The sequence below is a fragment of the Serratia sp. JSRIV006 genome, from assembly GCF_019968685.1.
Lineage (GTDB): Bacteria > Pseudomonadota > Gammaproteobacteria > Enterobacterales > Enterobacteriaceae > Chania > Chania fonticola_B.
On the sequence record NZ_CP074137.1, the window covers coordinates 4,843,370 to 4,859,108 of the forward strand.

Consider the following 15,739-nt stretch of genomic DNA (forward strand, 5'->3'; position numbering starts at 1 on the left):
AAGTTAGTGAAGGTTGTTCAGCGTATGCGTGGTCTACCTCGGTTACTTTTTACCGGTATCACGCTTTTACCCGCGATGATGCCATTTTCCTTTTGCTCATATTTAGCCAGATAGCTAATGACATAACGTAAATCATCGATCTCGTCCGTATCAAAATGTCGGATTATCTTGCCAATTTTGACTTCGTAAATATCTTTAGGGACGCAAAGGTGATGATACCCATCATTATCTGTTACTTGTTTCCACATGTCCCCCATCGCTCGGGATATAGGATAATGACAGTTCTGAAACTGCCCATTCAGATAGCAAACAAAATGGACGTGCACTCCTTTTCTCTTCGTGTACTCTATCACCCAGTAATAGCCCACAATCGGAAGAGATTTTTCGAACTCTTTAATCAATATTAGGACTTCGTTATACATTGAGTGTCTGCAAGCATGACCAAAGCTTGCTGAACTCTTTTTATAGGCAAAGTCGATCCTGAAAGGTAGTAATTTTGCAAAACGCTGGAACATGGCTTCCATATGCGTATTGATATCAGTTAGCAATAGACTATCCATTTCATACTTTGGGTTGGCGTTATAGGGTCTTTTCATTTTTCCTCCTTGGTATTGGTTCAAAGGAAGAGGTAGTCCTGTAATTTTTACTTGGATAAGTCGATAGGTTTATCCAGTACATGCTTATAATCTTTTACGTATACGGGATTCAATAGGTATATGTACTTCTTTTAATAATATTAATTAACCTTAATTCCATACCTTTGCCACTAACCGTTCTCGGTCGTTTCTGCCATCGCAAAAAAACCACTGACGTTCCCTGTTTCCCATCCGGTCAGCATGCCGACCACAGAGGCCGCTGGACACCCCACAACGGTAAGTGCAGGCTCAGCTCATTCCTTTCCCCTACCCGGAACAACAACGTCACAATCCCCCTTCCGATAACATAATCAGGGCGTAACCCTTACCCTGCCTGGTTTTTGACGATTAGCAACAGGATAAAAACAGCTAAAAATCATTAACTAATCAGTTGTTAATCACGATAAACAAAGATATTAATACCAATTTCTCATCAATCAATTAGCAATTAATCACTTAGTGACCATGCAGGGCACACCTTTTTATGTGTAAGATAAGGAACCTGAATACGAACACTGAGGGAAAAATGATGGCGGAAGAGAAGGCAAAAGTCAGAAGCAAGGACGGGCGGGTCTGTCGTTTTTACGCACAGTACCTGGCGAATAAGTACCCTGGTGAGTTTCCCACATACGATCCGGGCAATGCTGAGAATTGCCTGCGAAACGTGAATGCGTTCCTGGAAAAAAAATACACATTTGAGGTTTCACATAATCAAGAAGTCAATGAAATCGAAATTATGGCGGGCTACGCCATTCTGCCTGATGAAGCATTTTCATGGCTGAAAAACAACGAACAGGCAACCTTCTATCTCTGGGCAGTGATTTATCTTGACACTAACAATTATGCCCCTTTCCTTCATCCCGCTCCAAATCACACTTTAGTAAGGAAGCCGACTTGGAATAATGGCAACACGAAGATAAACACCTATAAAGCTCTCGGACTGGGGGAGTCCCCGGCCACACATCAGGAACGACTTCGCACCCTCAGAGACTATTTCGATGGTGCTCATAGTCTGAATCAACAGGGAGGTAAAATGGCGCATCTGGAAATACTGAAACAACAGTGGTTAGATAATTGCCGCAGGCCTCAGCGCTTTACTTGGCTTAATGCCGATGATGAAGACATGTGCCGCTGGTTCTGGTCGAGAATAAAAGAAAAACAGGCTGAGACACCTGGGAAAATCCTACCTGTCACGCAGTTTTTTACCCCATCCTCCTCCCGTGACTATTATCTGTCCGCCCTCGCCGCCTGGGATTTATGGCAGGCTCCGGAAGACACTCGGGAACTGTTCAAGTCACGAATAAACCACTCATGGCATCAGCAAAAACAAAAAGAAAAGTATCGGAAGGACGATAAAAAAGCCATCAACACCTACATCAGGAAAGAGGTCAAGGAGATGCTCGATAACATCGCCCAAGAATATAACCTGAGACTGAGTGACGTGCTGGAAATGCTTATTACGGAGAAATATAACGCCATGTGATTATCCCGCCCCTCGATTTAAAAAAATCTCAGACAGATATTACCTTTGTGAACCGTACCCAATACGTCATTGTATTGGGTGTTTTGTTTTTCTGTCTGAGGTCGTTTCATGAAAAAATCAGAAGGTTTTCAGGCCATCGAAAAGCCGCTGGCATCGCTCCCTTATGCCATTGGAAAACATATTCTTGACCATATTCAAAAGCTCACTCACTACGAACCGGTCATCGGCATCATGGGTAAAACAGGTGCGGGAAAATCGTCGCTCTGCAATGCGCTGTTCCAGGGGGAGGTCACGCCCGTCAGCGATGTCGACGCCTGCACACGTGAATTGCTGCGATTGCGTTTGAGCAGCAGTGACCACAGCCTGATACTTGTAGATCTACCCGGTGTAGGCGAGAGTAAGCAACGGGATAAAGAATATGAATCTCTATATCGCAATATTCTCCCTGAGCTGGATCTCATCCTGTGGGTTATAAAAGCTGATGATCGTGCTTTTTCAGTGGATGAACACTTCTACCGACGAGTGATGACGGGTTACCAACAGCGAATACTGTTTGTCGTTAACCAGGCCGACAAAATAGAGCCAAGCCATGAATGGTATGTCACCGGCAATGCGCCATCACCGCATCAGTTGGTGAATATTGAGGCAAGGTTGGAGTCCATTCGCCAGCTATTTTCACCGCATCATCCGGTGTGCGCCGTTTCCGCCAGGACAGAATGGAATTTGCCGTCAATGGTCGAAACCATGATGGGTTGCCTGCCGGACCGTGCTACCAGCCCACTGGCGATGCAACTGCAGGGGAAGTTATGCAGTGAATCGGTAAAAAAGCAGGCACGTGAGGGCTTTGGGAGTGCAGTGAGTGAGGTGTTTGGTACTGTGGAGTCGTCGTCTTTTCTGCCTGCTCCTGTTCGAATTGTTATTCGTACTGTGCGGGAAGCGGTGGTGGCACTCGCCCGTACCGTCTGGGACTGGATTTTCTTCTGACAAACCTCGCATGACGGACACTCCCTGTCCGATTGGCGCTCAATTAATAAGCGGTTAATCCTCTGGTAACGCTTAAGGGCGCATCACAACTGTATTCGTTGTACTGAAAAAATACGCCTTCCTGTGTCCATACCCTGTCCTCCCCCTTCGTTACACTAATCACTTAATTTTCAGCCAATTAACAGGATGGAGAATACCTCTCATGTCCCAGACTGAGCGTCGCCATGAGCGGCTGGCGGTCCGGTTGTCTCTCATTATCAGTCGTCTGGTAGCAGGCGAAACGCTGGATATGCGCCTTCTGGCAGCAGAGTTTGGCGTGTCGGTCCGTACCCTCCGCCGGGATTTTCGTGAGCGGCTGATGTATCTGGATCTGGAATATCGCGACGGTACTTGTCGCCTGCTCTCTGGCAGTCATCAACGTGAACTGGCGGTAATGACTTTTGCTCGCCAGTCGGGAGTGGAGGCTTTGTTTCCTGATATGGATAACCATATGGTCAGCTCACTGTTGAGTGGGCCTGGTGAGTCTCCATGCCTTATATGGTCAGAGTCGGTGCCATTGTCACCATCCCGGCCAGGTATCTTTACGAGGCTTGTCAGAGCTATATCAGAGCACCGTCGAGTGACGCTGCTAGCTGAGGGCTGTCGTTGCTTAGGGCTTGCGCCTTACCGCCTCGTACTCTGTAACGGGTACTGGTACCTGACAGGTGAGCATCAGCATCGCGTGGCGGTGTTTCCGTTAAACGATATCTATGCTGTTACCTTCCATCCGGCACTGTTTGTGCCGGAAATTCAGATTCGCAACGTACTCGCTGACCCGGGTTTTCTCAGGGCTCTGCCTCACTTTCGTGTTTTTCACTCACTGCTCGCCAGCACCGGCGACAGTCTTTTACCTCAAAAGGAATCATGATGATGAAATTACTGGCTACAACAGCATTTGCTCTAAGTCTCTGTACCGGCGCTGTCTTCTCGGCTGCCGCTGAAAACACCGTGGGTACAGTCAAAGCCTGGTCTTATATGCAAGCGGATGGCTGGAAATCTGACGATGGCATGGACAACAACACCCTGCATAACATGCTCTATCAGGCCACGGTGATCGATAACTATCCGTGGACAAAACAATTCCTGCTTCGCCAACGTGGCGGCGGTGCCTATTTTCTCGCCGACAAGAAAACGCATACTGTTCGCAAGCTGAATGTAAAACCTGCCAGCGGCTACTACTCGGATCTGACCTCCGTCTATCAGGGCGAGGATCAGGGGAAAGGGTGCTATTTCACCATCATCGACACTCAGTATCAGTTGGAACTGGCGAATGAACCGCACAACACTCAGGTGCTTGCCGCAATTCCAGAAAACTGCGTCAACAAAAAGCAACAGGCTGCTTTGGCTGCGAAGCGTTCTGCATCAGAGCAAAAACTGCAGCAATGGGTAGCCCAACAGAGTCTGGCTGAACTGTGTCGCCGCACTGGCAATTGCTGACGCAACGGAAACAAGACTGAAAACAAGGAATGAGCACCATGAAGAAATTGTACCCGCATATGCTTGCTATTCTGGCGGTTATCGGTGCCATGAGTATCTCTGGCTGCGACAGTAAAGAAGATGCTGGCGTGAAAGCGATAGCCAGATTTAAGGACCTCACTCCACCACCATTCAGCAAGGTTGTATCGCATCAATCCGATATTGCTCAGGAGTGGGTGAAAAAGGATGCCTTTGGCACACCGCAATACACAGTGTTGAAAACCCGTCAGTCACCGGAGGACTGTAAGTCAGGTAATTATTACTACATTGCTGATATGCAGCAGAAAACGGTGCAGCCTCTGATGGCTGCCTTGTGCTTGGCAGATAATATCACCCTGAGTTTCCGGATTGAGACCGACAGCTACACTGGCGAAAAATCGGTAGTGTATTCGCATGATGGCAAGGAAATGGGAAAACTCTATCTGCCGGAGAATCAGGAGAAAAATCCATGAATAAGAAGCTGAAAGGCATGACCTCAGTTGCAGTCCTGACTCTGAGTTTGCTGGCACAGGCGCAGGCCAATGAACAACGCTATATCAGTATCCGCAACACGGATACGGTCTGGGTGCCAGGCAATGTTTGCGTCTACCAGTTCCGTCTGGATAACGGCGGCAGCGGCGAGGGCTTCGGCCCGCTGACCCTTTCCCTGCGTCTGAAAGACAAAAGTGGCAACACACTGGCGATGGGGAATATGGAGGTAGCCGCGTTTGGTGACAGCGATGCCACGCGCGATCAGGAAGCATCACTGGAAAACGAATGCGTGGAAAACGTCAGTTCAGTCGAAATAATGAAGGCAACAGAAGAGCATAATGGCTATCAGGTTGACCTGCCGCTGTCTATATTCGATCCACAATATTACCAGCCACTACCGGTATCGGTTGCTGGGAATAAGGCATCATAACTGGCTTAGCTTTGCATCTACCAAACCTTAACTTAACACAATCCCCTCGCTAAAAATCAGGCCATGCCTCCTTCGGGAAGCATGGCCTTTTCGTTTTTAATCTCTGAATAAGGAACTAACCATGACCCGATTAGCCAGCCGCTTTGGTGCGGTCAATCTTGTACGCCGCGACCGCCCACTAACCCGTGATGAACTGGCGCATTACGTCCCCAGCGTGTTGGGTGATGATAAACACGCCTCCCGCAGCGAAAAGTACGCCTACATCCCCACCATCACCTTGCTGGACCGGTTGCGTGAAGAAGGCTTTGAGCCGTTTTTCGCCTGCCAGACCCGCGTGCGGGATTTAGATAAACGTGAGCACACCAAACATCTGGTGCGACTGCGCCGTTCGGGACAAATCACCCAGAAAGAAGTGCAGGAGATTGTGTTGCTCAACAGCCACGATGGCTCCAGCAGCTACCAGATGCTGCCAGGCTGGTTTCGCCAAATCTGTTCGAACGGTTTGGTCTGCGGTCAGAGTTTTGGTGAAATTCGTGTGCCACACAAAGGGGCTGAGATTGTAGAGAAAGTGATTGAAGGGGCCTATGAGGTGCTGGGGATATTTGACCAGATAGAAGAGAGCCGCGAGAGCATGCTGGCGTTAACACTGGCACCAGAACATCAGCATGCGCTGGCACACGCCGCGCTAACCTACCGTTACGGTGAAGAACATCACCCCGTCACCGCAAGCCAATTGCTCACCCCGCGTCGCTGGGAAGACAAGAAAGAGGATTTATGGACAATTTTTCAGAGAATTCAGGAGAACACCACCAAAGGCGGTTTGCCTGGCCTCAACACCAAAGGCCGCTCAACCCGTACCCGTGCGGTGAATGGCATTGATGGCGACATCAAGCTAAACCGCGCATTGTGGGTCATGGCTGAACGATTAAAACAGGCGGTGGCCTGATGCAACGGGTTCCCGCTGACGCACAGCAGGCTGACTGGCATTCGGTGCCACTGGACAACGACCCCGTGAGCCGTTCGATATCCGATGACGATCTGTGCGCCTGGTGCAGCCATCTTTGCTACCGACCCGGTGAGCGCAGCCTGTGCCGGTTGGCAGAGGAAGAAGGTCATTGGCCTGCCTGCGTCGACATCGATGGCTATGCCCAATCCTGCACCGAATTGCGGTTGATCTTCACTCTGCCGCAATAACCCGACCACAGTCCCCCGTAAGTACTCACTGACTTTTATCACTCATCGCCCAGACAGGCTCCCCGGTTTTTCTGGTCGAGCCTGTTTTGTTATTTGTTTAATTCAAAAGGAAATTTCCATGAATATGCATGTTGAGCTGTCTGCATCCCCCTCTCAATCAACAACGTTAAGCGCCACTGTCGTGCCAGAGAACCAACGCCCCCATTTTTGGCACCAGCATTTTGGCAGCATACCGCAATGGATGATCCTGGAACCGCACGTCTTTAGCTGGATGGACCGCCTGTGTGCCGACTACCACGGCGGCTCCTGGGATTTTTACACACTCGGTAACGGCGGGGCCTTTATCGCCCCCGAGGCTGATGACGATAAAAAATGGTCATTGTTCAATAAAATGAACGGCAACGGTGCTGACATGAGCGCGGAGGCTGCGGGTATTACTGCCTGCCTGATGGCCTACAGCCACCACGCCTGCCGCACCGAAAGCGAGGCGATGACCGACCATTTCTACCGCCTGCGGGAATACGCGTTGCACCATCCTGACAGCCGTGCCATTTTCGCCCTGATTGATTGAGAGCACCGACATGAACTCCTCAACATTATTGGCATCAACCGCCCTGCCGTTAACGGCGCAGCGCACGGTGAAGCGTGCTCTGTCGTTGCTGGAAAAGCACCTGCGTGAACCAGGGGCACTGTTCACCTCCACCAGCACCGCGCGCGACTGGCTACGTTTACAACTCGCCGGACAAGAACGAGAAGTGTTTATCGTGTTGTATCTCGACAATCAGCACCGGTTGCTGGCGAGCGAAACGTTATTCACCGGCAGCATTCGAAGCACGGAGGTCCATCCCCGTGAAGTGGTGAAGGCGGTACTTCGCCATAACGCGGCTGCTGTCATTCTTTCGCATAATCACCCCTCTGGTGAGTCAGAGCCCAGCCAGGCTGATCGGCAGATCACCGAAAGGCTGGTCAACGCGCTGGCACTGGTTGATGTGAAGGTATTGGACCATTTGATTGTCGGTGGTCTGGATATCGTCTCCTTCACCGAGCGCGGCTGGTTACCTGGCTGATAGCAATCACCCTCATTTTCAAGGAGCATGCTTTATGGGCTGGTTATTCTCACACCGCTCTCGCCGTGAGCTGATCGCGGCACTGATCCAAACCGACGACACCGAACACTATCAACACGTGACGCTGGCGCATGCGCTGCGGGGCAATGTTCTGTGGTCGGTTGTCCAGAGTACACCGAAGGATACGGCAAAAGTCGCCCAAACAGTCATTCATTGCACCCTGATGCAGGGCTCTGGTGGCAGTTGGGGCTACAAGGCAATGGATGAGTCAGTACATCCCTACTACTTTTCCTGCCCAAAACGTTATTTGTCGATGGCCCCAGAGGTTTGCCAGGCATGGCGTGAAAAGGTATTGGCACATCATCAACGCCGTTATCCACTACCGGGTGTAATAAAGGAGGCGACCTAATGGTAACGACGCTGCTTTTACGCTTCGGTCTGCAATGCAGTACGGCGCATCTCACCGAAGACGACAATATGCTGCTGTACCGGATCTCGCATTGTCAGGATGAGTTCAGCGACGGCGAATGGATTGCCTTTTCGGGCACCGGCTATCTGCTGCGTCTAGATGCGTGGACCCACCCGGTATTGCAACTCAAACGGCTCGGGCTCTCCAAAACCTGCCGCCGTCTGGTCACAACACTGATGAAACGCCACAAACTGAGCTACCTGCATATTGATGCCCTAGGTGAGGTGTTGCCCAACTTCGCCACGTTCGACTGGTAATACCCCCCTCGTCTAACTCTTTACCTTCGCACTATCCATTTATTTTACAAGGACATTGACTCATGAACACGAGCACCGCGCCCGTGCCTGGCGTTTTTCATTATCTCCAGCACAGCAACGTTTCATCACAAGACTGGCAAGCCTTATGCCAAGCGATCACCACTGCATCTCTGAAGCTGCATTGGCAACCCGATACGCTGGGTTTAACCACCGCGCCGGTTATCTGTGAACACACTGGCAACCGCCGATACCAGTTCGACAACAACCTGATGGGATTGGGGATGATCGGTTTTAACGGTGAGCGTATTACCACCCATCAGGCAGGCGATCCGTTCATTCTTTACCAGCGCCAAACACCCTATGCACTGATCCGCTGTGATACTCGAGGCTATCCCTACCAGTGGCTGGTGATGGCTGCGCTGTTGCTGGCCAGCACCCAATGCCCGAATGTCTGGACGATTGAATCCGATGTCCCTCTAAAACAGTGGCGGAAAGTCGCTCATTGGCTGCCCCACCACTGCCAACTCCCGGTTTCTCCCCTTTGTTGAGGTTAAATTCACCATGACGATGATCAACACCGCCACACCGATTGCCGCCAATGCCCGTCAGGCCTTGGCCGAATACCAGCAGTTGCTCACCTGGCTGTTGGGTCACTGCTATGGCTTGGAACTAAACGATACGCCGTATCACGACGACCAGGCGATTATCCAGCAGATTGAACATGGCATTACCGTAAGGGAAACCGTCAATGAACTGGTGGAGAAATTCGATCTGGTCCGAATTGATCGCCCCGGTTTCAGCCTGATGGCACAAGACCCGACGCTGAACGGCGGGGATATGCTCCGTGCCCGCAGTGCGCTGGGATTACGCAGTCCCATCATTCGACGTCTCACCTGACGGTTACCCACTGACCTCACACTCCCCCCCCAACGCCAGCCTCGCCCGCTGGCGTTATGCTTTGCAAGGATGTCCAGCGATGAAAGAACCCATTACCGATAACCATACCGCCCCCCTCACCGACGACAACAGCACGCCGTCAACGACCTGGGGCCTGCAATCTGCTATTACGCCACGCCTGGGTGCCCGACTGGTGCAACAGGGTGATCGTCTGCATTTTCTGGCTGATCGTGCTGGTCTGCTTGGTACATTTTCACCCGACGACCTCAAGGCGCTGGATGAGGCGTTTCCGGTGTTGATTGAGCAACTGGAAGCCTGTTTGCGCTCTGGTGAGCTCGATCAACGTCGTCAGCAGAGTGTCACGCTCCAACACGCCGGTTTTAGCTGTGAAGCAGACACCTTGGGCAGCTTTGGCCATGTCTACATAGCAATTTATCACGCGACTCAGTCCCCCGGTAACGAATGACCCTCCGCACCTGGAACACCATATCCTCTCTCTGCCCACCCTATCGTGGGTATTTTGTTTTTAAGGAACCCTAACGATGTCAACAGCATTGAATCCGATTACCGAACCTGATGTATTGACCGGCCATACTGACGTGATTTGTTCCACCAGTATTGAACGCATTGTCACCGGGCGTAATGCCGCTTTGGCACAGATAGAGGCCCTAATCCATCAGCTTGAAGATATCTCGACCATTACCAACAGCATTGGCGGTGGAGTGGCAAGGGACTGGGCTATGAAACAAGACTTCCGCTGCGGTTGCTGGCTGATGGAGAGAGCAGAAACAGCCATGCCCGTGATCACGCGCCATCTTGATCGAAGTATATGGCGAGATCTGATGAAACGCTCCGGAATGCTCGCCATTATGGATGCCCAGGCGCGTGACCAGTGGTACAGAAACCTGGAGGGCGACAATATTCCTGCCATTAGCGACGAGAGTATCTACAGCACATTCAAGCAGTTGCATCGGGACAAGGGTGAGGTGTTTGAGCGGGGAGTGATCAACGTCTTCAAATCGCTCTCATGGGACTACAAGTCGAATCACCCGTGTAAATTTGGCAAGAAGGTGATCGTCAACGGTTTGGTGAGTTACAACCAATGGGGATTTACGCTAAATCACAGTTACCGGCGTGACCAATTGGCGGATCTGGAACGGATGTTGTTCCTGCTGGAGGGCAAGGCGATCCCGGACAACAGGACAGATGTTACCGCTCGGCTGTATGAACATATTCGTGCTGCGCCACAGATGGCGAAGGGTTATGAAGATGAGTACTTTTCGATAAAGTATTTCATGAAGGGATCGGCACACCTGACATTCAAGAAACCGGCGTTGATGGACAAAATGAACGATATCATCGCCAAACATTATCCCGACGTATTACCGGAACGCGTATAGGTCATGGTAAGCAGGATTGGGGGAGTTAACAGCGGCTTTCTGATTTTAGCGTTGCCTGTTACTCTCCGATTGACTATGATTTAATTTTAATCGCAAGGAAACACTCATGGGACAATCTGTAACACGCGTTATCACTGCCCATATACCTGTTGAAATGGCAGAGAAGATCGACGAACTGGCTGCAAACTATGATCGTTCTCGTGGCTGGATCGTCAAACAGGCCTTGGCTGCGATAATTGAGCAAGAAGAGAGCCGCCATTACATGATCTTGCAGGGGCTGGCTGATGTGGATGCGGGTAGAGTGGTGGAACAAGCCGATGTATTGAAATGGGTGAATAGCCTTAACAATGACACGCCACTTCCTGTCCCGCAGTCAGGTCAAAAGTAATGCAGGTTGTCTGGTCAGATCATGCGTTGCAGGATTTAGAGCGGTTGCGCGAATTTATTGCCAATGTCAATCCAGAAGCAGCAGCACAGGTGCTTCAATCACTGGTGCTTGCCCCCGCTAACCTGCTGACGCATTCACGGATGGGACCCGCGCTGGCAAGGTATGAACCACGGGAAGTGCGTCGTCTGATCGTCGGTAACTATGAAATGCACTACGAACTTAAAGTTAACGCGCTCTACATGTTACGTGTTTGGCATACGCGGGAAAATCGGTAAGATAGCAGATAGCACCTGCCGCTCGAAAAACAGGAATAGAAATAAAGAATCGAACACGATGCCTATACGGTTTTTTCCACTTCACTTGGGATATTATCTATCCCCGATTTGGTCCCCAAAAACAATCAAAAGGGACTGAGGGTACAAATGAGGGCACAAAAATAATCAAATCGAAAAACAAACTTAAATATCAATAAATTAATCGGCAATGTCGATTCCGAGTCCGGCACCATGATTTAGAAGAACCCGCCTATGGCGGGTTTTTTGCTTTCTGACAGAGGTTACAGCGTTTCTATCACTCGGCGCAAAAGACGCACTCGGGGTTCGATGCTGGACAACTCCAGATATTCTGCCGAGCTATGGAAGCCAGCGCCAATTGGACCAAAACCATCCAGTGAGGGGATACCAAGCGCGGCGGTATGGTTGGCATCAGAACCACCACCGACGGCCTGCCAGCGAACGTCAATATTCTCCAACCTCCCCGCAGACTCCACCTTCGCCATCAGTTGTTCGGTTTTTTCTGAGGGTGACATGGCGGGCACATGAGCCTGTAATGTCACATTGAGGCGAACATCGGCAGTAAAGCAGTGAGGCGTCGTGGTTCGCATTAGCCGGTCAACACGCTCAAATTCGTCGTTCTGCCAGAAGCGGACATCAATTATCGCTTGCGCGTAGTCCGCAACTACATTGGCCGCAGAACCTCCACTCACCACTCCAACGTTCAGGGTCGTCCCCAGTTGCGCATTGGCTAACTGGTTAAGATGAAGTATCCAGTGGGCCATTTCATTGATTGCGGAACGCCCATTCTCAGGATCGTTACCAGCGTGGGTGGCGACACCGTGAAATTCCAGCTCGTAGCGAGCCATTCCCTTGCGGGCCTTGACCAGTGAGCCATCCGCACGGGCGGCCTCGCACACCAACACGCAGCGGCTGCGTTTCGCCAGTGCGCCAATCCATTCATGTGAATAAACCGAACCCGTCTCCTCATCAGGGTTCATGGCAATCGCGATAGAGAGACGCTCTTTCGCCTCTGCAGACAGTTCCCTCATTGCCCAAAGAATATTAAGGAGCCCGCTCTTCATATCCGCCACACCGGGGCCATAGGCGCGATCCTCCTTAATGCTCATAGGGCGCATCGCTACGGTACCTACTGGGAAAACCGTATCCAGGTGACCTACCAGTAGCACATCAAAGTGTGGACTATTGGGTTTGTTGGCAGCAAAAACGCCGGGCCCCACTTTATCGCCAAGATCGACAATTTCGCTGTGCCAGCCGAGCTGCTGATATTTCTCATGCATATTGGCAGCAACGGTGGCAACTCCTTCCAACGTATTGGTACCGCAGTCCACATTAACCAAGGAGGCCAATTCTGCCAGATAGTCGTCTAATTGCATGGTGTTTCCCCTGTTCTTTTGTGCAGGCTGTGCGTGCACTGAAATTAAATCGCAGGAGAGTACGATCTCGCACTCGCCCTTCAGGTCGCACTGCTACTAGATAAAAATGTGCATCAGCAGCATGGCTCCGAATGCATTCAGTACCGAGATGGCTATCATCAACGGGATCAGTTTGGCGTTGGTGCCAATGACCCCAAGGATACGTCCGGCATACTGGATCTGGGACCCCATCAGATAGATGGCCGGTGCCAGGATAGCCAGATGTTCTCCCGTCAGGATCCCGCTATCGAACAGGCTAACGGCTACGCCGATCCCACCGCCCATTGACATCCAGCCGCCAATCAGGACCGCTGCCGCCTCGCCCGGCAAGCCGAACAGCTGCATCAGGGGAGCAAAAATGAAAGCCAGTCCGTCCAGTGCGCCAGTGATGGTGAGCGCCTTGATCACCACAAAGGCCATCAGAACATTGGGCAACGTACTGGTTGTGGCAATGGCCCAACCTTTACGTGCCCCGGCAACAAAAACATCGGTGATCATGGGTTTGGATTCAGTCGTCATGCTCATGGTGATCTCCCTATGCCTTGTGGATTTCAGAAGATGCGTTATCTTGACGACGCATTTTCAGCAACAAACGTAAAATATTCGCGCCAACGATTTTCATAAAAAACATCACGAGGATGCAAAGGCCGATTGAGGCGGGAACAGCCAGGGTGCCGTCAGCGGCAACCAAAGTGAACAGAATGGCACCAGAGGAGAAAAAATTGGTGATCATGGCACCTGCAGAGAACTGAAACATGGTGAAAACGTCTTTTTCATTCTCTGTAATCTGTGCCTCATCAGCCAGTTTGCGCGTTAGTGAGGCGCCAACATCCGTGCTCTGCAGGCTGCCAATCAGTGCCAAACCGGTATTACCACGCAGCCCCAGCAACGGGCGCAACAGTGGGGTTAACAGTTTACGTGCTGCATTCAGCGCACCGTAGTGCTCCAGTACATTGATCATGCCAAGGGCAAACATGACAGCAGGTATCAAGCCGAAGGCGAAGAGAAAACCGTCCATGGCACCGTTACCGCCGGTACCACGAAAGGTACTGTTGGAGACGTTTAATGCCTCGTTGCTTTGAGTCACACCACTGACGACCCGTCCGAAAGACCCGTTCAATGTCGTGAAATCAAACACGCCATACCATTCTTTACCGCCGAGAAGCCCGGAAAAGAATACCATGGCAAAAAGTAGCGCCACGTAGGCTCCCCAGCGAACGGGAGCCGTTTCTGTTGCAGATGAGGTGATATTTTGTTGCTGTCCGCTCATGCTATTTCCTTATCAGAGTGTCACAGAATAACCCAGTGCTAGTTATAACAGCATCGGCTTATGAATGGTCTACTGTGCGTATTTTTTGTACATGAGTATCCTGATGGCGATCAATAAATCCGGTGCAAAGATAAATTTAACTTATAAAGCATGACGTTGTTGGCATTTTATTCTGTTCAAAATAACGATTTATTAATGAAGTTATGACAAAATATGTTCATGTATTACCAAGTGTGTTCACACCATAGTCTGATTTAGTATGCTCATAACATTGCCAACTGATGCATTATTCTGCCCAACAGGGTTGTGCTTTTTTGTCACTTGAATTTTAATATTTAATTAAATTAGCAGAATTATATTTACTTTGAGACACACGCCTCAAATTAGGTTGCCACTACGTGACAGAGCGTTTTCACTGCTAATCTAGGTACCGTCGTGTATATCCATAGACCCTGCCTTGATAAAAACAGGCGGCATGATTGTCTATGGATACAGAGCATTCTATTTAATTTCCTTTAGCTCATCGCCCAATCAGAGCTTTGCACCTTTTTCTACATAGCTCATATCACCCAGTTTACCCACGGTAAACTCACCGTTTTTATAAGTAATCTGCGTAACACTAGCATTAGAGAGTGGCGCAACAATGGGTGTAGAGCTCATATCCGCTACCATTGCCAGAATAGCGGCTCCATGTGAAACCAGGAGTATGTTACCGCCCCCTTGAGCTGCCGTTTCTTCAGCGATAGCTTTTAGCTCTGATTGCATACGTGCTTTGACGGTGGCAAACGTTTCAGCTTCACCGCTGGTATCGACCAGAGCAACACCGCCGAACATCTTGTCAAATGGCAACTTTCCATTGGCAAAATCACCGAATAGCACTTTTTCCGACTCATAGCCAAGCTTGGTGGCGATGGCTCCCCACATATTGGCATCGAGATCGCCTTCGTAAATACCAAAGCAGAACTCACGCAGTTTCTCACTTTCGACGATGTCCAACGGCTGCCCTTTTGCGGCTAAAATAATACGTGCAGTTTGACGAGCTCGCCCCAGATCGCTGGCATACACCTTTTTGAATTCAACCTCTTTCAGCCCCTTGCCAAGTTGTTCAGCAACCGTCACGCCTGCGGTAGTCAATGGGGTATCTGCCCACCCCTGAACCCGATGTACGGTATTAAACATGGTTTTCCCATGGCGGGTGACATAAATGGTGACTGTATTATCACCTGCTGTTTCAGCGTAAGCCAACAGCGGACTAAAAATAAGTGAAGACAATAGAGCAAGTAATAGTGAAAACCGTTTCATGGTTATTTCCTCAATGGTGTTGGTTTGTATCATTGTTAGCCTTCCGTAGATGTCCCCTATCTCCATCCATAACTCTTTCGTTAGTTATTCATATTTCATCATTGCCTTCTTTATCCGTTACCGGAATGCCCTCTGCTACCTGCTTGTTGTATCAACTGATTTTCAGGCAAAAAAAAACCTAAACCTCTGGTGGCGTGCTAGCTAATAGCCAACACCACCAGAGGTTTAGGTTTTGCCTGTTAAACAGTAACAATCCTAATTTACAGTCC

General features: G+C 50.2%; 23 protein-coding genes. 18 read left to right on the top strand and 5 right to left on the bottom strand.

What is annotated here, in order from left to right:
• Nucleotides 1-17 precede the first annotated feature (17 nt).
• Nucleotides 18-596: an inovirus-type Gp2 protein gene (locus KGP16_RS22410; RefSeq protein WP_029712164.1), complete on the bottom strand. Its 579-nt coding sequence runs from the start codon at nucleotides 594-596 to the stop codon at nucleotides 18-20.
• A gap of 565 nt (nucleotides 597-1,161) precedes the next feature.
• On the opposite strand from KGP16_RS22410, the gene KGP16_RS22415 reads away from it, so the two are divergent.
• From KGP16_RS22415 to KGP16_RS22500, 18 genes are all read left to right on the top strand, one after another.
• Complete coding sequence (locus KGP16_RS22415; RefSeq protein WP_051372476.1) at nucleotides 1,162-2,118, top strand: hypothetical protein; 957 nt, start codon at nucleotides 1,162-1,164, stop codon at nucleotides 2,116-2,118.
• 108 nt (nucleotides 2,119-2,226) lie between these two features.
• Nucleotides 2,227-3,102 (top strand): GTPase family protein, encoded by an 876-nt coding sequence (locus KGP16_RS22420; RefSeq protein WP_024531278.1) that lies wholly within the window; start codon nucleotides 2,227-2,229, stop codon nucleotides 3,100-3,102.
• 202 nt (nucleotides 3,103-3,304) lie between these two features.
• Nucleotides 3,305-4,009, top strand: a complete 705-nt coding sequence (locus KGP16_RS22425; protein ID WP_071784493.1) for a transcriptional regulator — start codon at nucleotides 3,305-3,307, stop codon at nucleotides 4,007-4,009.
• Nucleotides 4,009-4,578 carry a hypothetical protein gene (locus KGP16_RS22430; RefSeq protein WP_080673423.1) on the top strand — a complete coding sequence of 190 codons (570 nt, stop codon included), beginning with the start codon at nucleotides 4,009-4,011 and terminating at the stop codon, nucleotides 4,576-4,578. The genes KGP16_RS22425 and KGP16_RS22430 overlap by 1 nt, the downstream gene beginning before the upstream one ends.
• Before the next feature lie 38 nt (nucleotides 4,579-4,616).
• A complete protein-coding gene (locus tag KGP16_RS22435) occupies nucleotides 4,617-5,069 on the top strand; it encodes a YfjS/YafY family lipoprotein (protein WP_024531275.1) in 453 nt (150 codons plus the stop codon).
• Complete coding sequence (locus KGP16_RS22440) at nucleotides 5,066-5,518, top strand: IrmA family protein (RefSeq protein ID WP_024531274.1); 453 nt, start codon at nucleotides 5,066-5,068, stop codon at nucleotides 5,516-5,518. Before KGP16_RS22435 ends, KGP16_RS22440 begins: the two co-directional genes overlap by 4 nt.
• Before the next feature lie 121 nt (nucleotides 5,519-5,639).
• Nucleotides 5,640-6,464 carry a DUF932 domain-containing protein gene (locus tag KGP16_RS22445; protein ID WP_024531273.1) on the top strand — a complete coding sequence of 275 codons (825 nt, stop codon included), beginning with the start codon at nucleotides 5,640-5,642 and terminating at the stop codon, nucleotides 6,462-6,464.
• Entirely contained in the window at nucleotides 6,464-6,712 is a 249-nt protein-coding gene (locus tag KGP16_RS22450; RefSeq protein ID WP_024531272.1) for a hypothetical protein, read from the top strand. Before KGP16_RS22445 ends, KGP16_RS22450 begins: the two co-directional genes overlap by 1 nt.
• Before the next feature lie 118 nt (nucleotides 6,713-6,830).
• Complete coding sequence (locus KGP16_RS22455; protein WP_371822646.1) at nucleotides 6,831-7,283, top strand: antirestriction protein; 453 nt, start codon at nucleotides 6,831-6,833, stop codon at nucleotides 7,281-7,283.
• Between the two features lie 10 nt (nucleotides 7,284-7,293).
• Nucleotides 7,294-7,779 carry a DNA repair protein RadC gene (gene radC, locus KGP16_RS22460; protein ID WP_024531270.1) on the top strand — a complete coding sequence of 162 codons (486 nt, stop codon included), beginning with the start codon at nucleotides 7,294-7,296 and terminating at the stop codon, nucleotides 7,777-7,779.
• Between the two features lie 34 nt (nucleotides 7,780-7,813).
• Entirely contained in the window at nucleotides 7,814-8,188 is a 375-nt protein-coding gene (locus KGP16_RS22465) for a hypothetical protein (RefSeq protein ID WP_024531269.1), read from the top strand.
• The gene (locus tag KGP16_RS22470) at nucleotides 8,188-8,505 is read left to right on the top strand and encodes a DUF5983 family protein (protein ID WP_024531268.1); all 318 of its coding nucleotides are present in this window, start codon (nucleotides 8,188-8,190) and stop codon (nucleotides 8,503-8,505) included. Before KGP16_RS22465 ends, KGP16_RS22470 begins: the two co-directional genes overlap by 1 nt.
• 62 nt (nucleotides 8,506-8,567) lie before the next feature.
• The gene (locus KGP16_RS22475; protein ID WP_024531267.1) at nucleotides 8,568-9,053 is read left to right on the top strand and encodes a hypothetical protein; all 486 of its coding nucleotides are present in this window, start codon (nucleotides 8,568-8,570) and stop codon (nucleotides 9,051-9,053) included.
• Between the two features lie 13 nt (nucleotides 9,054-9,066).
• Nucleotides 9,067-9,402: a TA system toxin CbtA family protein gene (locus KGP16_RS22480; protein WP_051372474.1), complete on the top strand. Its 336-nt coding sequence runs from the start codon at nucleotides 9,067-9,069 to the stop codon at nucleotides 9,400-9,402.
• Between the two features lie 79 nt (nucleotides 9,403-9,481).
• Complete coding sequence (locus KGP16_RS22485; protein ID WP_024531265.1) at nucleotides 9,482-9,868, top strand: type IV toxin-antitoxin system YeeU family antitoxin; 387 nt, start codon at nucleotides 9,482-9,484, stop codon at nucleotides 9,866-9,868.
• Nucleotides 9,869-9,944: 76 nt separating this feature from the next.
• A complete protein-coding gene (locus KGP16_RS22490; RefSeq protein ID WP_024531264.1) occupies nucleotides 9,945-10,802 on the top strand; it encodes a DUF4942 domain-containing protein in 858 nt (285 codons plus the stop codon).
• Nucleotides 10,803-10,908: 106 nt separating this feature from the next.
• The gene (locus KGP16_RS22495) at nucleotides 10,909-11,190 is read left to right on the top strand and encodes a CopG family ribbon-helix-helix protein (RefSeq protein ID WP_024531263.1); all 282 of its coding nucleotides are present in this window, start codon (nucleotides 10,909-10,911) and stop codon (nucleotides 11,188-11,190) included.
• The gene (locus KGP16_RS22500; protein ID WP_024531262.1) at nucleotides 11,190-11,465 is read left to right on the top strand and encodes a type II toxin-antitoxin system RelE/ParE family toxin; all 276 of its coding nucleotides are present in this window, start codon (nucleotides 11,190-11,192) and stop codon (nucleotides 11,463-11,465) included. The genes KGP16_RS22495 and KGP16_RS22500 overlap by 1 nt, the downstream gene beginning before the upstream one ends.
• 281 nt (nucleotides 11,466-11,746) lie before the next feature.
• Here KGP16_RS22500 and KGP16_RS22505 read toward each other — a convergent pair whose 3' ends face one another.
• The 4 genes from KGP16_RS22505 to KGP16_RS22520 all read right to left on the bottom strand — a co-directional run bounded on the left by KGP16_RS22505 (nucleotide 11,747) and on the right by KGP16_RS22520 (nucleotide 15,503).
• Complete coding sequence (locus tag KGP16_RS22505) at nucleotides 11,747-12,859, bottom strand: M20 family metallopeptidase (RefSeq protein ID WP_223500374.1); 1,113 nt, start codon at nucleotides 12,857-12,859, stop codon at nucleotides 11,747-11,749.
• A gap of 96 nt (nucleotides 12,860-12,955) precedes the next feature.
• Nucleotides 12,956-13,417, bottom strand: a complete 462-nt coding sequence (locus tag KGP16_RS22510; RefSeq protein ID WP_115159346.1) for a YjiG family protein — start codon at nucleotides 13,415-13,417, stop codon at nucleotides 12,956-12,958.
• Nucleotides 13,418-13,433: 16 nt separating this feature from the next.
• Nucleotides 13,434-14,168: a nucleoside recognition domain-containing protein gene (locus KGP16_RS22515; RefSeq protein WP_155621780.1), complete on the bottom strand. Its 735-nt coding sequence runs from the start codon at nucleotides 14,166-14,168 to the stop codon at nucleotides 13,434-13,436.
• Between the two features lie 531 nt (nucleotides 14,169-14,699).
• Nucleotides 14,700-15,503 carry a histidine phosphatase family protein gene (locus KGP16_RS22520; protein ID WP_223500375.1) on the bottom strand — a complete coding sequence of 268 codons (804 nt, stop codon included), beginning with the start codon at nucleotides 15,501-15,503 and terminating at the stop codon, nucleotides 14,700-14,702.
• Between the last annotated feature and the right edge of the window lie 236 nt (nucleotides 15,504-15,739).

What these genes read in the sequence shown, in the direction of transcription:
- KGP16_RS22410 (WP_029712164.1), bottom strand. Translation starts at nt 596, where the DNA reads ATGAAAAGACCCTATAACGCCAACCCAAAGTATGAAATGGATAGTCTA.
- KGP16_RS22415 (WP_051372476.1), top strand. Translation starts at nt 1,162, where the DNA reads ATGATGGCGGAAGAGAAGGCAAAAGTCAGAAGCAAGGACGGGCGGGTC.
- KGP16_RS22420 (WP_024531278.1), top strand. Translation starts at nt 2,227, where the DNA reads ATGAAAAAATCAGAAGGTTTTCAGGCCATCGAAAAGCCGCTGGCATCG.
- KGP16_RS22425 (WP_071784493.1), top strand. Translation starts at nt 3,305, where the DNA reads ATGTCCCAGACTGAGCGTCGCCATGAGCGGCTGGCGGTCCGGTTGTCT.
- KGP16_RS22430 (WP_080673423.1), top strand. Translation starts at nt 4,009, where the DNA reads ATGATGAAATTACTGGCTACAACAGCATTTGCTCTAAGTCTCTGTACC.
- KGP16_RS22435 (WP_024531275.1), top strand. Translation starts at nt 4,617, where the DNA reads ATGAAGAAATTGTACCCGCATATGCTTGCTATTCTGGCGGTTATCGGT.
- KGP16_RS22440 (WP_024531274.1), top strand. Translation starts at nt 5,066, where the DNA reads ATGAATAAGAAGCTGAAAGGCATGACCTCAGTTGCAGTCCTGACTCTG.
- KGP16_RS22445 (WP_024531273.1), top strand. Translation starts at nt 5,640, where the DNA reads ATGACCCGATTAGCCAGCCGCTTTGGTGCGGTCAATCTTGTACGCCGC.
- KGP16_RS22450 (WP_024531272.1), top strand. Translation starts at nt 6,464, where the DNA reads ATGCAACGGGTTCCCGCTGACGCACAGCAGGCTGACTGGCATTCGGTG.
- KGP16_RS22455 (WP_371822646.1), top strand. Translation starts at nt 6,831, where the DNA reads ATGAATATGCATGTTGAGCTGTCTGCATCCCCCTCTCAATCAACAACG.
- radC (WP_024531270.1), top strand. Translation starts at nt 7,294, where the DNA reads ATGAACTCCTCAACATTATTGGCATCAACCGCCCTGCCGTTAACGGCG.
- KGP16_RS22465 (WP_024531269.1), top strand. Translation starts at nt 7,814, where the DNA reads ATGGGCTGGTTATTCTCACACCGCTCTCGCCGTGAGCTGATCGCGGCA.
- KGP16_RS22470 (WP_024531268.1), top strand. Translation starts at nt 8,188, where the DNA reads ATGGTAACGACGCTGCTTTTACGCTTCGGTCTGCAATGCAGTACGGCG.
- KGP16_RS22475 (WP_024531267.1), top strand. Translation starts at nt 8,568, where the DNA reads ATGAACACGAGCACCGCGCCCGTGCCTGGCGTTTTTCATTATCTCCAG.
- KGP16_RS22480 (WP_051372474.1), top strand. Translation starts at nt 9,067, where the DNA reads ATGACGATGATCAACACCGCCACACCGATTGCCGCCAATGCCCGTCAG.
- KGP16_RS22485 (WP_024531265.1), top strand. Translation starts at nt 9,482, where the DNA reads ATGAAAGAACCCATTACCGATAACCATACCGCCCCCCTCACCGACGAC.
- KGP16_RS22490 (WP_024531264.1), top strand. Translation starts at nt 9,945, where the DNA reads ATGTCAACAGCATTGAATCCGATTACCGAACCTGATGTATTGACCGGC.
- KGP16_RS22495 (WP_024531263.1), top strand. Translation starts at nt 10,909, where the DNA reads ATGGGACAATCTGTAACACGCGTTATCACTGCCCATATACCTGTTGAA.
- KGP16_RS22500 (WP_024531262.1), top strand. Translation starts at nt 11,190, where the DNA reads ATGCAGGTTGTCTGGTCAGATCATGCGTTGCAGGATTTAGAGCGGTTG.
- KGP16_RS22505 (WP_223500374.1), bottom strand. Translation starts at nt 12,859, where the DNA reads ATGCAATTAGACGACTATCTGGCAGAATTGGCCTCCTTGGTTAATGTG.
- KGP16_RS22510 (WP_115159346.1), bottom strand. Translation starts at nt 13,417, where the DNA reads ATGACGACTGAATCCAAACCCATGATCACCGATGTTTTTGTTGCCGGG.
- KGP16_RS22515 (WP_155621780.1), bottom strand. Translation starts at nt 14,168, where the DNA reads ATGAGCGGACAGCAACAAAATATCACCTCATCTGCAACAGAAACGGCT.
- KGP16_RS22520 (WP_223500375.1), bottom strand. Translation starts at nt 15,503, where the DNA reads ATGATACAAACCAACACCATTGAGGAAATAACCATGAAACGGTTTTCA.